The following is a 17,496-nucleotide window of genomic DNA, read 5'->3' as shown; positions in this document are numbered from 1 at the left end:
TTTTTTTGTTATATGGAACGTGTTGCAAAACTCATAATCCATGCATAAATGTACGCAAAAAAATCCACCGTCTTGGAAATCATATACAGTGACCAAAAAACACATTTCCAAGGGTTGGACACTATCATGATTTCCAATTTTGTTACTGAACATGCAATAAATAGCGAAATGGATCCTCTTTTACAGGCGTTATTTCAATACATCGATCAACTTTCTTTACCAGAAACACCTTATATGACAGGGCGACCACCGATTTCGAAAAAATCATTATTAAAATGTTTCTTTTTAAAAACTTATTTTTTCATTGACTCTTTACGTCAGTTAGTTGATACACTCGATCGATTTGGCTATTTCCGGTGGATTTGCGGCCTGAAAGAGGTTCCCCATCTATCTACGTTTTCACGTGCAGGTAAGTGGTTTAGAGAACAAGGCTTTTCCGTTTTTAACGCCCAACTTCTCAAAGATTTAGGAGTTCGGTATCCAAAAATCGTCATCATCGACAGTACCGCACTCCGAAGCAGTCTCTATGATTCTCAAGCGAGATGGGGAATTTCGACTCGGTATAACTGGTTCAAAGGATATAAGTTGCACCTTTGTACAACTACTGGAGGAATCATCTTATCCCATGTCTTCACGACGGCCAATCGAAATGATGCAGCCGTTGCGCCCAAATTATTTCCGTCTGTGAAGGAATGGGACATTGAGTTTGCCCTTGGAGATGCCGCCTACGACAGTGAAAAAGTCCGTCAAATGGCCAAACAAACCGGAATCTTTTTTGTTTCACCCATTAATCCTCGAAATAGTGATAAACGAAAAGATGCCTATGGTCGAGTGATTCCTCCGCTTTTGAAGACAGAATTCGGAAAGTGGTTGTTTCGTTTTCGCAACTCAATCGAGCAGACATTTAACGGTTTAAAGAATGATGGTTTAGAACAACCACGTTGGTATGGGTTTCATCGCTATTTACTGCATGTACAATTATGCATTCTTATGCACAATTTTGAGTTTTTACTCTAGTTTTGCAACACCATCTATATGGCTAAAACTTATACTAATATCAAAAAACGCTTGGAAATCCGAGCGTTTTTAAGAATTTATTTTTAATCCCTTTATTTAATTAAAGTTCTCCATCGCTAGAATAATTCAGAAAATGATCTATAATGGTTAATTTTGTTAAAAAGTTTATTTTAGGAAATTTTAAAAAAGCGGTGAAAATAGCTTTCAAAAAGACTCCCCAACCGCCTAAAAATATTCCTAAGCAAGCCATGCTTAAAGGTGATCCTCCATTTGATTTCTTCTTTCATTAAAATCCTCTCCCTTTTCATAATGCGCTTTTGTTTTAAAAAATACCTTACCTAATGATTTAAAAAGAAAATTTTTACTGTTATACTATTTTAACACAAAGTTATTGGTGGTACCTATATAAGTCAAACTTGATTTCTCTACATGTTTAAATATAGCTGTCATCTGTCTATACTGCCCCTAATGATAATTACAAAGGAGCGGATAGATATGAGAAAAACTCTGCAAATTACGAATGACCATGGTTGGACGGTTGAACGTCTACAAGCATGTGAACGTGCTCAAAAAACGCTAATACGTCAAAACGAGTCGCTGCTATTCGCTTGGTCATGCAAGGCTATATGGGATTGCAAGTGGCTCAACTGTTGAATCTCCATCGACATTCGGTCTCTTCTTATGTTCAAAAATTTAATGAAGGCGGCATGGACGCATTACTAGAACGCCGTTACGCTCTGGGTAAAAAACCGTATCTGTCCGAAAAGGAAGAAACTCAGCTCAAGAACATGATTTTGATGTCCACTCCTGCCCAAGAAGAGTTTGGAGTAGAAGCGTATTGGGATACACGCATCATCCAACATGTATTGGAAGGAAAATGGAATGCATCCATAACTCGGTATGGCATTACTAAAATGCTTCATCGATGGGGATTTCGTTATACACGCCCAACGTATACCTTAAAGCGTGCAAACCCTCGGAAACAACAAGAATTTCAAGAACATGTTCAAGAGTTAAAAAAAACGTCTCCGAAGACATGGTGTTAATGTACGAAGATGAGAGTCATATTCGTGATTACCAGGCTCTCCATGCCACATGGAGCTTGAAAGGAAAACAAAAACAAGTTCTTACGCATGGACATCATGCAACGGTTTCTTTATTTGGTGCACTCAATGTCATGAATGGCGAATTTTTGTGCATGGAAGCAGCGAAGTGTAATGAACAATGGTTTCAACAATTTTTGGAATATATTCTTTCTCAATATCCGAAGAAAAACATTGTCATGATCCTGGACAATGCAAGAATTCATCATGCCGTCATTCTAAAGCCGTTCTTAGAAAAACATCGAAAACGTCTCACTCTTTTATTTTTGCCACCGTATTCACCGAATTTAAATTTGTGCGAACGTATATGGAAGTGGATGAAAGAAAGTGTAATTGTTAACCGTTTTTATGCGACTCGAGAAGAAATACGAGAATCGATCATTTCTTTTTTGGAATACATTGCGGATATGCCAGAAAACGTACTCCAACGAGTCGCACGGGTTCATATGTCGAAAGCTTAAGTTGGATTTATATATACAAAATCGTTTAGTCAAATTAAGATAATTTCAATTTGAATTTTCTGAATAATAAATATATAATATTCTTTACATCATCGTTTGGAAGGAGAAGGAAAGATGGGAGCTCTTATAAAATTCAGCAACTTTGTTAGCAACACATTTGCAATTTGGGTATTATTATTCGCGGCTCTTGCTTTTTTTGAGCCACAAGCATTTACATGGATCGCTCCTTACATCGTACCATTACTTGGTATCGTCATGTTCGGGATGGGACTGACATTATCGGCCAACGATTTTAAGGAAGTCTTCACGCGCCCGAAAGAAGTGCTCATTGGAGTACTTGCCCAATTTCTTATTATGCCGCTTTTGGCCTTTTTACTCGCTACCTTATTGCCCGTTTCACGTGAAGTAGCGCTCGGCATCATTCTTGTCGGCTGCTGTCCGGGGGGTACCGCTTCAAATGTTATGACATACTTGGCAAAAGGAGATACAGTGCTTTCGGTTGCTGTTACATCCGTGTCAACATTGCTTGCCCCGATTTTGACACCAGCGCTCATTTTGTTGCTTGCAGGAAAATGGCTGTCCGTTTCAGCTGGGGCTCTGTTTTGGTCCATTGTCAAGGTTGTACTTATTCCTATTATCCTTGGATTAATCGTTCAAATGATGTTTCAAAAGCAAGTAAAAGCGAGCGTTCAAATTCTTCCGCTCGTTTCGGTTATTGCCATTGTGGCTATCGTGGCTGCTGTCGTTGGTTTGAATCAGCAGGCGATTGCGAAAAGCGGGTTTATTATTTTCCTGATCGTCGTTGTTCATAACGGGCTTGGATTATTGATCGGCTATTGGCTTGCAAGGCTGCTAAGAATGTCCGAACCGAAACAAAAAGCGATCTCCATTGAGGTCGGCATGCAAAATTCTGGACTTGGCGCTGCATTGGCGACAGCACATTTTTCGCCGCTTGCCGCTGTTCCAAGTGCGATCTTCAGCGTTTGGCATAACATCTCTGGACCGATTGTGGCCACATATTTCCGTAAAAAAAGTGAAAGACAAGAAAGCAATAATTCAACGATCGAAATGTGATGCTGTTTTTTTATAACGAACCTGCTTTTCAGTGCCTGTCACTGTTCGCCAATCCATCGCAGCAAAACGGACAGCGGCAACCCATTTGTTGTTTAATGTTGTGACGGCTGTTATCGTGACAATTTTTATAGGTTATATTTTGCAGTTTGTGAAATTCTTTACGGTTGCGCTGGTGGGCAGCTTCGATGAAACGGTGGGGCTTGCGCTGTTCCATACCCTTTTCAGCGTGCTCGGCGCCATCATTTTCGTGCCGTTTACGAAGCAGTTCTCCATGTTGCTTTTGAAGCTGCTGCCGGAAAAGGCCAATGCGCTGACCCGCAACCTCGACGATCAATTGGTATCCATTCCATCGGCCGCCTTGGAAGTGGCTTATCAAACGCTGCTTCAAATCATGAAGCAATTGACCGATGCGATTTTGGAATTGTTAGATGCGAAAAAGGTCACGAGCAGTTTTGAGAAAAAGGTGAGGGATGTGGAGGAAGCGATTCTTTCCGTTCGTAAATTCCTTAATGAAGTGCAGTCCGATTCAACGAAGTTACGCAATCAACATGTCGCCATCATTCATGTATTGGATCATATCACACGGCTAGTGAGTGTATTGAGGGAGCAGCAAAAGGTGGAAGGCATTTTCCATCACGAAAAATTGATGAAGAAATGGCATAAAACACTGGAGCAGATTAATGAAAGTTATGCCAGCGAAGAAAAATTGATCGAAATGGAGCAGGTGTTGGAAAAAACGGCCCAGAAAATTGCAGAAGAAAGACGAGTGCGCAGAAGAAAATATTATGAGCGAACGGCGGTAAGAGAAACAAAATTGGAAGTGGCCATGTCCAACGTTCAGGCGCTTCTATGGATTGACCGTCTCGTCTACCATTACTGGCGCGCCTTTGCGAGATTGGTGGAATTTAAAAAAGGGACGGAGATAGAAGAGTCTTAAAGTTTTCAAGATGTGGAGTGGGTGTAGAAGGAGGAAAACGCTCAGTAGGTGAAGATGAGCGTTTTTTTATGGACCATATTATCCTAACAAGGATTGATTGCATTAGCGTGAGCAAGAGGAGATTGTATCCGCGCGAGTTGAGTTGTTATCTGAGCAAGAAGGAGCTTCATCTGCGCAAGCTACCCCGTTATCCGAACAAGAGTGAACGCTATCCGCACAAGAGGTAAATGTTACAATACCTTCAAAGCAGAAGCGCTATTTTGGGCGCTTTTTTTATGAACTCCACGTTTTAGCACGCTCCCCACAACCAAAATAAAGAATTTTCCCCTTTTCCCAAAAAAATCTTCCGAAATGACGTAAAAGGCCTTTCAGGAAAGACAGATTCATTTATCATAAAAATTGTTCTTGATTATACGTTAATGACAGGAATTCTTGAAGGTGAAGTCTAATTGAGAATGAAAAATTTTATTACGGAGGTACAACATGAAAAAAATTACATTTGCAGCATTCTTATTAATGATTCTCCTTCTTACGGCTTGTAACGCCAATGAGGAGAGCAAGGCAAACGAGGCAGAGCAACAACAAAAAGAAAGTGAAGGCATCAGTGTTGATAAAGGGTTATTGAATGTGGAAGTGACGTTGCCAGCTAGCTTTTTTGAAGATGGGGACATTGATGCGGCAATTGCTGAAGCCAAAGAGGAAGGCATCGAAGTAACGAAAAACGAAAATGGCTCTGTGACTTACAAAATGTCAAAAGCGAAGCATAAAGAAATGATGGCCGAGATGGAAGACTCTTTGCTTGAATCCATTGAGGAATTGAAAAATGGTGAAGATTTTGCATCCATTAAAGATATTCAACATAACAAGAAATTCACTGAATTTACATTAGTGGTGGACAAAGATGCGTATGAAAACAGTTTTGATGGATTCGCTGTTTTTGGCTTAGGGTTATCAGGCGCCATGTATCAGCTATTTAACGGTGCTGATCCGGAAAACTATAATGTCAAAATTGTAGTGAAAGACGAAGCGACAAACGAAATCATCAACGAAGTGAATTATCCGAAAGATTTAGAGGATTTGGAAACGGAATAAATGCGAGGAGGTACTGACGATGAAAAAATTCTATTATCCTATTGCGATGTTGATGTTGCTCCTTTTATTAGCCGCATGTGGTGAGACAACGGAAGAAAATGTGAACGGAAAAGTGGAAAACACAGAAACGGAACAAACAGCGGAAGAAACGAAAGAAGATGAAAAGGTAAACGAGATTAATCAAGTGATTGTGGATAATGAAAATGTGAAAGCGACACTTGTGAAAATTGTGAAGAAAGAAGATCCAATTTGGGGCAAATCCATTGAAGTCATTTTCGATGTTGAAAACAAACGCCAAGATTCTATCGAAGTACAGGCACGCAGCGTTTCCGCAGATGGCCGCATGGTTGATGAAACATTGTTAGTCATGAGCCAAGAAGTAGCTCCGGGCAAATCGGCCACTGCGAAATTAGAAATCCAAGAATTCGAAGGATATGAATTCCCTGAGTTAAAAGAAAACTTCGAAATGACATTGCACATTTTCTCTTGGGATCAAATGGACTACCAAGAAGATCATCCTGTAAAAGTGACGTTTTAATAGATGCCGCGTGATATGCTCGACATAAGGAAAAAATTTGTAGTTAAAAAAATAATTAAAAAAGCCAAAATTCGACAATACCTGATGATATTTGTGCCAAAATCGAACATATTCGGATTTTGGCACTTGCTCATTTATGCGGATTCATAAGATTTTCTTAATTACTTTTTATTGGTGCATAAAAAGAACTAATAATTGTTTTATAATAGGATTAATAATTGATAGAAAAGCGGTGGTTGAATGAAGTATAGACGAATCTTGGCGATTATTGAATATTTATGGAAATATTCTTCCAAACAACATCCGAAGTCGATTGAAGATATTTTGCAATATTTGGAGATGCATCAAATAGAAGGCGGATTAAAAGCGGTTCGAAATGATTTGAAGTTTTTAACTTCAGAGGAATCGTTCATCAAGGTCGAAACTAGCCAAAGCGGAAGAAATCAATTTATACATTATTGGATTGCTGATCGATTTTTTGAAATCCATGAGTTGCGCTATATGATGGATGCCATTTCTTCGGCCCGTTTCATTTCAGAGCAAGAAACGGAGAAAATTATAGGAAAATTAAAAAAGTTCGTGTCCGAAAATGAAGCGATCCTATTAGAAAATCAGTTGGTACATACCTTTGCGAAAATTGATAGTCCTTTATTTGCCAAGACGGTTCAAACGATCCACCAGGCTATTGCGGAAAAGAAGGTCATTCAGTTCCAATATGGCCGTTACTCGGTGGAGAAAGAATTTGTGCTATCTGGAAGTCCCGATCCTAAACAATATCTTATCCATCCTTATGGAATCATTTGGAATGAAGAGATGTATTATTTGATTGGCTATAACGTGATGGAGGAGGACATCCATCATTACCGGATTGACCGGATCAGGGATATCCGCATGCTGGAGCAGAAATTTGCCGTGCAGCCAGGCTTTGATATCAACAAGTATCGCAATCTGTTGTTTTTCATGTTTGGCGGGGAAGAGTCTTCCATTGAAGTGATTTTTAAAAATGATTTGGCTCCCGCTGTGATTGATCGCTTTGGCCTCCATGCCGACATCAAAAGGGTGGACGACGAACATTTTCGCTTAATCACAAGTGCCATCATCAGCAAAGGGCTCGTGCGCTGGCTGCTTTCATGGGGCGCCGATGCGAAAGTGGTCTATCCGAAGCGGCTGGTGGAAGAGATGGAGGAGGAAACGGAGAGGTTGTATGAACAATATATTGGGGAGAGAGATTGATCCTCAAATTAAATAGAAAGTATTTCAACGAACAACAATGGATGAGTTTAAATGGCTGTATATGAATTTTATTCTATCATTGAAAATAGTAAAGAAGATAACGGTTATATCGTTAATTTTCCAGACATTTCAGGCTGCTTTACTTATGGAGACAAATGCGGTAGAGATGACAGAGGGAGCATTGATACTTATGTTAACTTGTATGGATGATGATGGAGATGATATTCCTCCTGCTTCTCCTGTAGAAAAGCTAATTGAACAACTACCTAAAGGAGTAAGTCTTGTGAATTTTGTTGTCGATACCGACAAATTTAGAGAGATGGATTGATCTAGGGGACAATAGTTACTATCTAAAAACTGAGGTCGAAAGATTCTGTTTATCTTACAGGTGATATTACTATTTTATCAACATAATTCGACATATTTTCCGGTTTTTATTTTAGTATAATATGACTATGTCGACACAAAAGAATGTTTAGATGATTTTTACGTCCCAACATGTTGAAGTGGTAGGCATTCGAATAAAGGAGTTCAGATCGAAAGATGTCGAGAGGAATTATTGATAATAAACAAACGGGTTTAGTGGGAGATGTCTTGAAAGAATATATTACAAAGGGCAGTAAGTTATCCGTTGCTGCTGCACATTTTACTTTATATGCGTTTGTCGAATTAAAGAAAGAGCTTTCTCAGTTAGAAGAATTTCGCTTTATTTTTACAGAACCGGCTTTCGTGCATGGAATTAAGTTATTTATTAACCCCAAGTACGATCAATATCCAGCCATTTATCAACGAAGAATACCATTATGAAGGGGTTATGTTTATTACGATTCAACTGAGGGAGGAAGCGAAAGACAATCATCTGCCTGTCATCGGTGAAATCATCCAAGGGGCGCTTCCGAACCCTGTCGTCATTGTCTTTGAAAAGCAAGGAAACTTTCAAATCGGCACATGCTTAAAACGATTAAATAAAGTAGATATGTCGCAGGTTGTACTGGAAGAATCGTATTACACTCCTTGGTTTCAATTAGACGACGATAGTGAAACGATCCATCAGTTTATAAAAACGATTCATATTACAAACATGTCATTTTCTCATTTTTTTCAGTTTTATAAAGACATTCATTTAGCGGTACAAGCGTTTCAGCATACGAAGGCTGTCGGAGCGTTTATCGTTGCAGAAGACGAAGGAGCACGGCAGCTCATTGCGCAAATCCAAGCACACGAAGCGGAAATAACGAAATGGAAAAATAAAATGAACAAAGAAACGCAATTTAATAGAAAAGTAGAGATGAACATTAAAATTCAACAGCTAACGAAACAAATCGAGCAGTTAAAACAACAATTGCGATGAAAGGAGACAAACGATGGAAAAACTAGACGGAAAATCGATGGATTTAGTCAAAGCAAATATTGAGTCACTCAAGCAATTATTCCCAGAAGTCGTCACCGAAGGAAAAATCGACTTTGAAAAATTAAAACTTGTGCTTGGAGAAGAAATTGAAAAACGCAACGAACGATATGAATTCACATGGCACGGCAAAACGCAGGCAATGAAACTCGCGCAAACGCCATCAACGGGAACACTTAGACCAGACAAAGCATCAAGCAAAAACTGGGATACAACGGAAAACCTTTATATTGAAGGAGACAACCTCGAAGTACTAAAGCTGTTACAAAAATCGTATTTTGGCAAGATTAAAATGATTTATATCGACCCGCCGTACAATACGGGGAAAGACTTTGTATACAAAGATGATTTTCGTGATAATATTAAAAATTACAAGGAAATGACTCAGCAAACAAAAAAGTCTAATACGGAAACGAGCGGAAGATTTCATACCGATTGGTTGAATATGATGTATCCTAGATTGAAATTAGCGAGGAATTTATTGAGAGAGGATGGTGTTTTATTTATTAGTATTGACGATAATGAGGTTACTAATTTAAAAAAAATTTGCGACGAAATATTTGGAGAAAAAAACTTTGTAGCTCAAATCACGGTTTTATGTAATCCAAAAGGTCGTTCTCAGGATAAATATTTTGCAACTAATCATGAATACATACTGGTATACTCAAAAAATAACCTCGAGCAAGGTTATTTTTCTATTCAAAAAGACGAAGAACAAATAGTTAATGACTACCCAGAGCAAGATGAGCAGGGGAGATATAGACTTATTGAATTAAGAAACACACATAGGGAATTCGGTAAACATAATCGTAAAAACCTCTTTTATCCTATTTATGTAAATCCAGTTACATCAGAAATATCCCTTGAATATAAGGACGGCTATAATATAACTGTCGAGCCGATTTGGGACGATGGGTACGAAGGATGTTGGACGTGGGATAAGTCAAAAGCTCTAAAAGATATTCATTTATTGGTCGCTAGAAAAACTAACAAGGGTAAATGGAAAATTTATAGAAAAAACTATGCTAATGGCGCAAAAAAAATGTTAAAAACAATTTTTTTGGATAAGTTATTCTATACTGAAAAAGGACAGATGGCATTCTCTTCATTGTTCTCAACAAAATCTAAGTTGTTTCCATCACCTAAATCTGTAGATTTAGTAGCCCAATTGCTTCTCACAGTTACCCAACACGACGATATAGTTCTTGATTTCTTCTCCGGCTCTGCTACCACCGCCCACGCGGTAATGCAATTAAACGCCGAAGACGGAGGAAATCGCAAATTTATCATGGTGCAATTACCGGAGAAAACAGATGAAAAATCAGAGGCGTATAAAGCGGGATATAAAAACATTTGTGAAATCGGGAAAGAACGTATCCGCCGCGCTGGTGAAAAAATCGTTCAAGAAACAGGGAAAACAAATTTAGATATTGGCTTTAAAGTATTTAAACTTGATTCTTCTAACGTCAAAACGTGGGACCCTGATTTCGAGAATCTGGAGCAAACCCTTTTCGATTTACAGAACAACATCAAAGAAGACCGTACGAAAGAAGACTTATTGTATGAAATTTTACTTAAAATCGGTTTGCCGCTCACAACGTCAATCGAAGAGATTGACTATAAGGGTAAAACGATTTACAACGTCGGTTTTGGTTCTGTCTTATTATGCTTAGAAAATGAAATTGACTTAGACATTGTTAATGAAATGATGAAACATCAGTCAGAGCACATGACACCAAAAGTGATTTTCAAAGAGTCTGGTTTCATCAATGATTCAGTGAAAACAAATGCGATTCAAACATTGAAAAAGAACGGAATCACGGACGTTAGGAGTGTATAAGCCATGAAGTTAAAGTTTATTTCTGACTTAGACTACCAAAAGCAGGCGATTGATTCCGTTGTGCAAATTTTTAAAGGCCAACAAATGAAACAGTCCAATTTTACCGTATATTACGGAACGCAAGAAGAAGCAGGGATGATTCAAACAGCTTTAGGCGTAGGAAACCGTTTAGACCTTACGCCTCAAGAAATTTTAAAAAATGTCCAAGCCATCCAAATGAAGAACGGTTTGCCGCGCAGCGAAACGCTCGATGGGATGAATTTTACTGTCGAAATGGAGACGGGGACCGGGAAAACGTATGTGTATTTACGGACGATTTATGAATTAAATAAACATTACGGTTTTACAAAGTTTGTCATTGTCGTGCCATCTGTGGCGATTCGCGAAGGTGTGTATAAGTCATTGCAAATTACGAAAGAGCATTTTGACGAGTTGTACAACCGTACGCCGTTAGAGTACTTCATTTATGATTCGCAAAAGCTCGATAAAGTGCGTAACTTTGCGACGGCAACAACGATTCAAGTGATGATTATTAATATCGATGCTTTCCGTAAAAGTTTTGAAGACCCGGAAAAAGAAGATAAAGCAAACGTTATTCACCGGACGAACGACCGACTAAACGGTTATCGTCCGATAGAGTTCATTCAACAAACGAATCCGATTGTCATCATCGATGAGCCGCAAAGTGTCGATACGACACCGAAGTCCAAAGAGGCGATCGCATCGCTAAATCCGTTATGTACGTTGCGTTATTCGGCTACCCATGTCGATAAATACAACATGGTGTACCGTCTTGATGCAGTGGATGCCTATAATCAAAAACTCGTAAAGAAAATTGAAGTAATGTCCGTCCGTTCTGAAGAATCATTTAACGTCCCTTATATAAAATTAGTAGAAGTAAAAGAAGGAAAAGCAAAAATTGAACTTGATGTTGAAACGCGCGGCAAAGTGAAACGAACAACGAAAACAGTAAAATATGGGGACGACTTATACGATATTTCCGGAGAACGGGAATTGTACCGCGGTTATATTGTTGAACAAATTGATTGGACAGAAGGAAATGAGTCCATTGAAGTAAACGGTCATTATTTGCGAGTAGGTGACGTCATTGGCGATATTGACGATGATACGATTAAACGATATCAAATCCGCAAAACGATTGAGGAGCATCTAGATAAAGAACTGCGTCTAAGACTGCGCGGCATTAAAGTGTTAAGTCTTTTCTTTATTGATAAGGTGGCCAACTATCGTGATTATGATAAAGATGGTAATCCGATTAAAGGAAAATATGCCATCATATTTGAAGAAGAATACAAGAAATTAATTCAGAAGCCAAAATATCGTACATTATTTAATGACATCGATGTTGATATGGACATAGAGAAAATTCATAACGGATATTTTGCGCAAGATAAAAAAGGAAGGTTAAAAGATACAAAGGGAAATACAGAAGCGGATACAGATGTGTACAATTTGATTATGAAAGACAAAGAGCGCTTATTAAGCTTAGACGAGCCGCTTCGCTTTATTTTCTCACACTCGGCGCTGCGTGAAGGATGGGATAACCCGAATGTGTTTCAAATCTGTACATTAAAAGATTCAGCAGGGACATATGTATCAAGGCGGCAGGAGATTGGCCGCGGCTTACGTTTAGCAGTAAACCAAAACGGGGAACGTGTCCAAGACTATAACGTTAACACGTTAACGGTTATGGCCAATGAATCATATGAAGAATTTGTTGCCTCATTGCAAAAGGAAATAGAAGAGGAGACAGGAGTGACATTTGGCAAATTCGAAAAGCATGTGTTTGCGAAGCTAGTGTATATCGATCCAGATACAGAAGAACCTGTGCAAATGGGGTATGAGTTGTCGGCAAAATTATATGAAGAACTGAAACAACATGATTATATTGACGAAAATGGAAAGGCAAAGCCATCATTAAAAGAAGCGTTAGACAAGCATGAATTAAACTTCAGTGATGAGTTTCAACCTTGGAAACAAGCGATTATAAAAGAAATAAGACACTATTTACAACGCTTGCCGATAAAAAATGCAAACGATCGAAAAAAAGTTCAATTGAATAAAGCGATTTTAGATAGTGAAGAGTTTATTCAGTTGTGGGAGAGAATAAAATATAAAACTGTCTATTCTGTTGAATTCGATAGCGAACAATTAATTAAGAAAAGCATTGCAAGCATTCAAAAAATGCCGCCGATTCATAAAATTCGTATTTTAAGCCGAAAAGATCAAGTGACGATGGACAAAGTGGAAGGAATTCATGCGCAAACGGTGAGTGAGCGTGTCGAAGATTATGTTACCGCTCATCATACATTGCCGGATATTATAACAGAACTGCAAAATCGTACAAATTTAACACGGAAGACGATTGTGGAAATTTTAACTGGCTGCAAGCGCCTTGACGATTTTAAAAACAACCCGCAAAAGTTTATTGAAGAAGTGACGAAAATCATCCAGCGGGAAATGAGATTATTGCTCAATGACGGTGTCAAATATTACAAAATCGGCGACGATGCGTATTATGCCGTCGAATTGTTCCAAAACGAAGAGCTGCTGGCCTACTTAAACGACAATGCCATTCGCAGCGAGAAGTCACCGTTTGATTATGTCGTTTATGATTCGGATATTGAAGCAAGCTTCGCCCAGCGCTTTGAAAACGACGAAAACGTCAAAGTATACGTCAAGCTGCCAAGCTGGTTTAAAATCGACACCCCAATCGGTTCGTACAACCCAGACTGGGCGCTTGTCATTGACAAAGATGGAGAAGAAAAACTATATTTTGTTCTTGAAACAAAAGGCACGGAAATTGAAGAATTTTTACGTCCAGAAGAAAGAGCGAAAATCGACTTCGCCCGCAAACACTTTGAAGCGATCGGCACCAACATCGAATTCATCGGACCGGAGAAAGATGTGAATCAGTTTATGCTGCGGGCACTAAGCCGTTAATAATTCATCTAAGACAGAAGCTGTAGGGCTTCTGTTTTTTTGTGTGTGTGACAGAGTTCGACAGAATATTTTGTAAATATTAGTTAGGATAAAGATACATATTTTTGTGCGTAATGTTTAAACTTAATTATGAAAATGTTGTATATATGCTTGTCACTACGTCTATTACATTTTAAGGGAGTCTCTGACATAAATCATTATAAGCAAGTACATTATATTCCAGATGTTGACTTAGATTTTTCTAATTTCGAAGAGTTCTATGAGAAGCGGAAGGAATTGCTGAAAAGCAAGTTTGCCAAGATTATGAATGCATAAAAATTATTAGCACCTTAATGAATTCTTATATAGTAAGCGCACCATAGCGAACAGTGCTTGGCACTGTTCGCTAGGAATAAGGAATAGAAAGAAAAAAACAGGTCACATTGGATATACGGTTAAGTGACCTGTTTTTTATTCAACTTATTTGTATATAAGCAATCCTTAAATTTGCAAAGCTTGCTTTACGGTTTCTTTAAGAGGGGTCAACGATCCGATAAGTTTTTGTAGATCATCTGACGTTTTGGACGTTTCACCTTTAGAAACCGCGTCATAGATAACTGCCGTAAGTTCGGCAATAGGCTCAGGGAGACCAGCGTTTACGAGAATATTTTTCTCTTCTTCAAATGAGACAGGTTGATGCACGACTTTTTTGCCGGAAACCTCCGAGAGGATTTGGGCAAGATCGTCAAAGCTCCAAGGTTGATTGGAAACAAGGTTATATGTCTTATTTTCATGTCCTTCCTCTGTAAGAACTGTCGCCGCAGCCAAGGCAAGATCATTGCGGGTTACTGAATTTATGATTCCGTTTCCTGCATTCGTAACCAGTGCTCCAGACTCTACGGATGCGCGCAGACCCTCATTCACAAACAATTCCGTATATAAAGCATTGCGCAGGAACGTATATGGAATGTTAGTGGTACGAATCGCATATTCCGTAGCTAAGTGAACGTGTGCAAGGGGTAGCTTTGCTTCCTCAGCGAAGGCATACCCAGTATAAGCAATATGTTTTACTCCTGCATCTCTGGCTGCTTTTACGACATTTGCATGTTGAACGATACGGAGCGTATTATCAGTGTCCGGACTTGAGATAAAGAGCAGCTTGGCAGCGCCAGCAAAAGCCTTTTCAAGAGATTCCGAATCATCATAATCACCGTAACGAACTTCCACTCCTTGATCGGCAAGAGCGGAGGCTTTTTCCACATTACGGGCAATGGCAATGATTTGACTTGCAGGCACTTTTTTGAGTAAATGTTGAATAACTAAACCTCCGAGTTGACCAGTAGCGCCAGTAACGACGATTGACATTGAAAATATCCTTCCTTTCTTTTCATAAATTTTTCAGAGCAAATGTAACTATCTTGGTTACAACGTCCGCAAGAATAGACATCGTTATAATCAAATCGGTTACAACTAACACGAAAAAATGAGCTCTTCGAAGAGCCGATTTTTAAGATATGATCTGCAATGGAGAAGTGACTACTCACCTTCTCGTTGTAGCCATTATAATTACATCGAAAATGAAAGTCAAATTTAGCGAACAGTGCCAGGCACTGTTCGCAAGGGGAGTTTATAATTCGTTTCTGTAAATAGAGATAGGGTGGAAAGCGAGATCAAAAAGTATTTCAAAGATGGATTGTAATCAGCTTTATTGTTCATAAGAAGTGGTGCAAAAGCTTTCGATATCGGTTCAAAAAACTGTGAGACAGTATTTAATAAGGCAATTGGTGCATAGAATCGCTGAATTAGAAAATAAAACTTTGAATTTAGTCTACAAAAGCTTATTTGGAGTGGAACGTTGTACTTCAAGATTTTCTTCTATAACCTTTTTTATAAATCTAATTCGTGTTATAATTGTTATAACAGTTATAATAAAGAGGTGAGGTAAATGTTAAGCGCAGAACGAAAAGTATTAAAAGTTGGCAATTCACTTGGGGTTACCTTTCCAATGGAGTTTCTAAATAAGCTTGGTATTCATCAAGGAGATGAAATACAAATGGAGCTTGAAGAGGATAAAATTGTTATAAAGAAAAGTAAAAAAGTTGATTTGCCAAAAGGAATCTCCCAAGATTTTTTTGAAGTATTAAACGAAACTCTTGAAGAATATGATGAGACCATCAAGGGGCTTATTGATCGATGAGATATCTAACCGTAGAAGAAGTCGTTGCGATTAATTTTTTCATTATTGGAAAATATTCTCCAAATGAGCTGAAAGGGATAAAAGAACCTGCATTGTTAGAATCGGCTGTCTACCGTTCACAACAAAGTGCGTTTGGTAAAGATGCTTATCCTACTATTTTTGAAAAAGCGGCAGCATTATTTGAGTCTTTGGCTAAGAACCATTGTTTTCATAATGCAAACAAAAGAACTGCCTTTGTAGCACTTGTTCAATTTTTAAAATACAATGGATACTATTTTACGATGCCGCAAGATGATGCCATTGAATTTGTTGTTGATGTAGTGAATCATCGATATTCCTTCGAGCAAATTGTTGCAACCATCAAAGAGTATGCATTTGAACGTAAATATTAATATTTGTATGGCGATTACATGTGTGTCCCTGTTTGAATTTTGTCAAAGATTGATTGTATAGAAATGAGAAAGCTGCACTGTAAAATCAGTCAGCTTTTTTTATGCATGCTTGCTTACAACATCCTACTCTCGTTCGCAATTTTTCTACTTCCTGTTTTTATTGTGTATTTTTAATGAACCTCTCCCACCTACACGTTGCTTAGAAGTGGGAGACTTCTTGGTGAACATGTTAAATACTCTAGATAGAAAAGATTCTAGTGGAAAAAATGAACCAAGATTAAATTTGCCGCTTATGGCAGAAAAGCGGTCTTCTATTCATGATGAGATATGTCGGAAACTCAACTTGAATCTATATCGAATAGTGCCTGGCACTGTTCGCAAGGTGTTATAATAATAAAGTTATTAAAATTTTTAGGAGAGAGGACTATGCAAGAGAAATATTCGTTAAATGAACAGACTCTTCGATTCATTATAGAATTTGAAAAGAAAGTGGAGCCGGGTAAAACCTACACTATACAAGAATTAGTTGATCTATTTAAGGTTTCTCCTTATTATAATGAAAAATTTAATTTCTATAAAAAACCGCCAAATAACTCAATGTGGTATGCAGTAGCTCGTAGTGGAAATTGGCTAAGAGTTAAAAATGGCATCTATAAGAAAAAATGAAACAATAAGTATATACATGCACTTTAAAACGATGACTTCTGTATGAACACATTTTTTCATGGCTATACTGCTCCTAAATACTCATGTGTAAAAGGAGCGGAAAGGACATGAAACGTCTTAAAATTACAAATGACCACGGCTGGACGCCTCGAACACTTCGGAAACAAGAACGGAAAATCAAAGATGCTTCCCTTCGTGTTCGGGTGACCGCTGTTCGTCTTGTTATGGAAGGTCACCTCGGTAAAGATGTCGCAAAAATGGTCAACGTATGCCGTCAATCGGTTGCCCTCTACGTTGCACGTTTTAATCAAGGTGGGCTCGATCATCTACTCGATCGTCGCTTACCACCTGGTCGCGTGCCATTTCTTACGGAAGAACAACAACAAGAAATCAGACAACTCGTTTTAACTACTACACCTGTGGATGCTGGCTGGGGCATCGCTTCGTCATGGAACACGCGCATTTTACAATCTTACATTCAACAAACCTATGGCGTTTCGATGTCACGTGAAGGCATTCGTAAGTTATTGCATCGTCTTCGTTTGTCATGGACACGTCCGACGTATAAGCTCGTCAAAGGAGACGCTAAGCGTCA

Annotated in this window: 19 protein-coding genes; 17 read left to right on the top strand and 2 right to left on the bottom strand. The window is 38.5% G+C overall.

Annotation, left to right across the window (positions count from 1 at the left end; translation table 11 throughout):
* Positions 1–126 precede the first annotated feature (126 nt).
* On the top strand, positions 127–1,017 hold the full coding sequence (locus tag BO219_RS10150) for a transposase (RefSeq protein ID WP_077429453.1): 891 nt from the start codon (positions 127–129) through the stop codon (positions 1,015–1,017).
* A gap of 100 nt (positions 1,018–1,117) precedes the next feature.
* Here BO219_RS10150 and BO219_RS14560 read toward each other — a convergent pair whose 3' ends face one another.
* Positions 1,118–1,267, bottom strand: coding sequence for a hypothetical protein (locus BO219_RS14560; RefSeq protein WP_158074593.1), 150 nt, complete (start codon positions 1,265–1,267; stop codon positions 1,118–1,120).
* Positions 1,268–1,655: 388 nt separating this feature from the next.
* Here BO219_RS14560 and BO219_RS14840 point away from each other — a divergent pair, with 388 nt between their 5' ends.
* The 12 genes from BO219_RS14840 to BO219_RS10090 all read left to right on the top strand — a co-directional run bounded on the left by BO219_RS14840 (position 1,656) and on the right by BO219_RS10090 (position 13,667).
* Positions 1,656–2,063, top strand: a complete 408-nt coding sequence (locus BO219_RS14840; RefSeq protein WP_230403170.1) for a winged helix-turn-helix domain-containing protein — start codon at positions 1,656–1,658, stop codon at positions 2,061–2,063.
* The gene (locus BO219_RS14450; protein ID WP_226373810.1) at positions 1,949–2,581 is read left to right on the top strand and encodes an IS630 family transposase; all 633 of its coding nucleotides are present in this window, start codon (positions 1,949–1,951) and stop codon (positions 2,579–2,581) included. Before BO219_RS14840 ends, BO219_RS14450 begins: the two co-directional genes overlap by 115 nt.
* Before the next feature lie 114 nt (positions 2,582–2,695).
* Positions 2,696–3,655, top strand: coding sequence for a bile acid:sodium symporter family protein (locus tag BO219_RS10135; RefSeq protein ID WP_077429442.1), 960 nt, complete (start codon positions 2,696–2,698; stop codon positions 3,653–3,655).
* A gap of 31 nt (positions 3,656–3,686) precedes the next feature.
* Positions 3,687–4,592 (top strand): Na/Pi cotransporter family protein, encoded by a 906-nt coding sequence (locus tag BO219_RS10130; protein WP_198936683.1) that lies wholly within the window; start codon positions 3,687–3,689, stop codon positions 4,590–4,592.
* Positions 4,593–5,075: 483 nt separating this feature from the next.
* Positions 5,076–5,684 (top strand): hypothetical protein, encoded by a 609-nt coding sequence (locus BO219_RS10125; protein ID WP_226373809.1) that lies wholly within the window; start codon positions 5,076–5,078, stop codon positions 5,682–5,684.
* A 19-nt stretch (positions 5,685–5,703) separates the two neighbouring features.
* On the top strand, positions 5,704–6,222 hold the full coding sequence (locus BO219_RS10120; protein WP_077429441.1) for a hypothetical protein: 519 nt from the start codon (positions 5,704–5,706) through the stop codon (positions 6,220–6,222).
* Between the two features lie 258 nt (positions 6,223–6,480).
* Positions 6,481–7,455, top strand: a complete 975-nt coding sequence (locus BO219_RS10115) for a helix-turn-helix transcriptional regulator (RefSeq protein WP_158074592.1) — start codon at positions 6,481–6,483, stop codon at positions 7,453–7,455.
* Between the two features lie 145 nt (positions 7,456–7,600).
* Positions 7,601–7,783 carry a type II toxin-antitoxin system HicB family antitoxin gene (locus tag BO219_RS10110; RefSeq protein ID WP_226373808.1) on the top strand — a complete coding sequence of 61 codons (183 nt, stop codon included), beginning with the start codon at positions 7,601–7,603 and terminating at the stop codon, positions 7,781–7,783.
* 215 nt (positions 7,784–7,998) lie between these two features.
* Positions 7,999–8,262: a phospholipase D-like domain-containing protein gene (locus BO219_RS10105; RefSeq protein WP_226373807.1), complete on the top strand. Its 264-nt coding sequence runs from the start codon at positions 7,999–8,001 to the stop codon at positions 8,260–8,262.
* Positions 8,189–8,806 carry a DUF4391 domain-containing protein gene (locus BO219_RS10100; RefSeq protein WP_077429439.1) on the top strand — a complete coding sequence of 206 codons (618 nt, stop codon included), beginning with the start codon at positions 8,189–8,191 and terminating at the stop codon, positions 8,804–8,806. Before BO219_RS10105 ends, BO219_RS10100 begins: the two co-directional genes overlap by 74 nt.
* 13 nt (positions 8,807–8,819) lie before the next feature.
* The gene (locus BO219_RS10095) at positions 8,820–10,703 is read left to right on the top strand and encodes a site-specific DNA-methyltransferase (protein ID WP_077429438.1); all 1,884 of its coding nucleotides are present in this window, start codon (positions 8,820–8,822) and stop codon (positions 10,701–10,703) included.
* 3 nt (positions 10,704–10,706) lie between these two features.
* Entirely contained in the window at positions 10,707–13,667 is a 2,961-nt protein-coding gene (locus tag BO219_RS10090) for a type III restriction-modification system endonuclease (RefSeq protein ID WP_077429437.1), read from the top strand.
* A 480-nt stretch (positions 13,668–14,147) separates the two neighbouring features.
* Here the strand turns inward: BO219_RS10090 and BO219_RS10085 are convergent, their stop codons facing one another.
* Complete coding sequence (locus BO219_RS10085; RefSeq protein ID WP_077429436.1) at positions 14,148–15,011, bottom strand: SDR family oxidoreductase; 864 nt, start codon at positions 15,009–15,011, stop codon at positions 14,148–14,150.
* Between the two features lie 580 nt (positions 15,012–15,591).
* Between BO219_RS10085 and BO219_RS10080 the strand changes: the two genes are divergently transcribed.
* The 4 genes from BO219_RS10080 to BO219_RS10065 all read left to right on the top strand — a co-directional run.
* Positions 15,592–15,843, top strand: coding sequence for an AbrB/MazE/SpoVT family DNA-binding domain-containing protein (locus tag BO219_RS10080; RefSeq protein ID WP_004888888.1), 252 nt, complete (start codon positions 15,592–15,594; stop codon positions 15,841–15,843).
* On the top strand, positions 15,840–16,235 hold the full coding sequence (locus tag BO219_RS10075) for a type II toxin-antitoxin system death-on-curing family toxin (RefSeq protein ID WP_077429435.1): 396 nt from the start codon (positions 15,840–15,842) through the stop codon (positions 16,233–16,235). Before BO219_RS10080 ends, BO219_RS10075 begins: the two co-directional genes overlap by 4 nt.
* Before the next feature lie 426 nt (positions 16,236–16,661).
* Positions 16,662–16,901 (top strand): hypothetical protein, encoded by a 240-nt coding sequence (locus BO219_RS10070; protein WP_021096126.1) that lies wholly within the window; start codon positions 16,662–16,664, stop codon positions 16,899–16,901.
* Positions 16,902–17,008: 107 nt separating this feature from the next.
* The coding region (locus BO219_RS10065; protein ID WP_077429451.1) for a winged helix-turn-helix domain-containing protein at positions 17,009–17,496 on the top strand (488 nt) is incomplete at its 3' end.

Origin of the sequence: Anoxybacillus kestanbolensis, assembly GCF_001996285.1 — a bacterium.
Classification (GTDB): domain Bacteria; phylum Bacillota; class Bacilli; order Bacillales; family Anoxybacillaceae; genus Anoxybacillus; species Anoxybacillus kestanbolensis_A.
The sequence above is the reverse complement of the archived record's forward strand: the minus strand, read 5'-3'. Positions and strand labels throughout refer to the sequence as shown.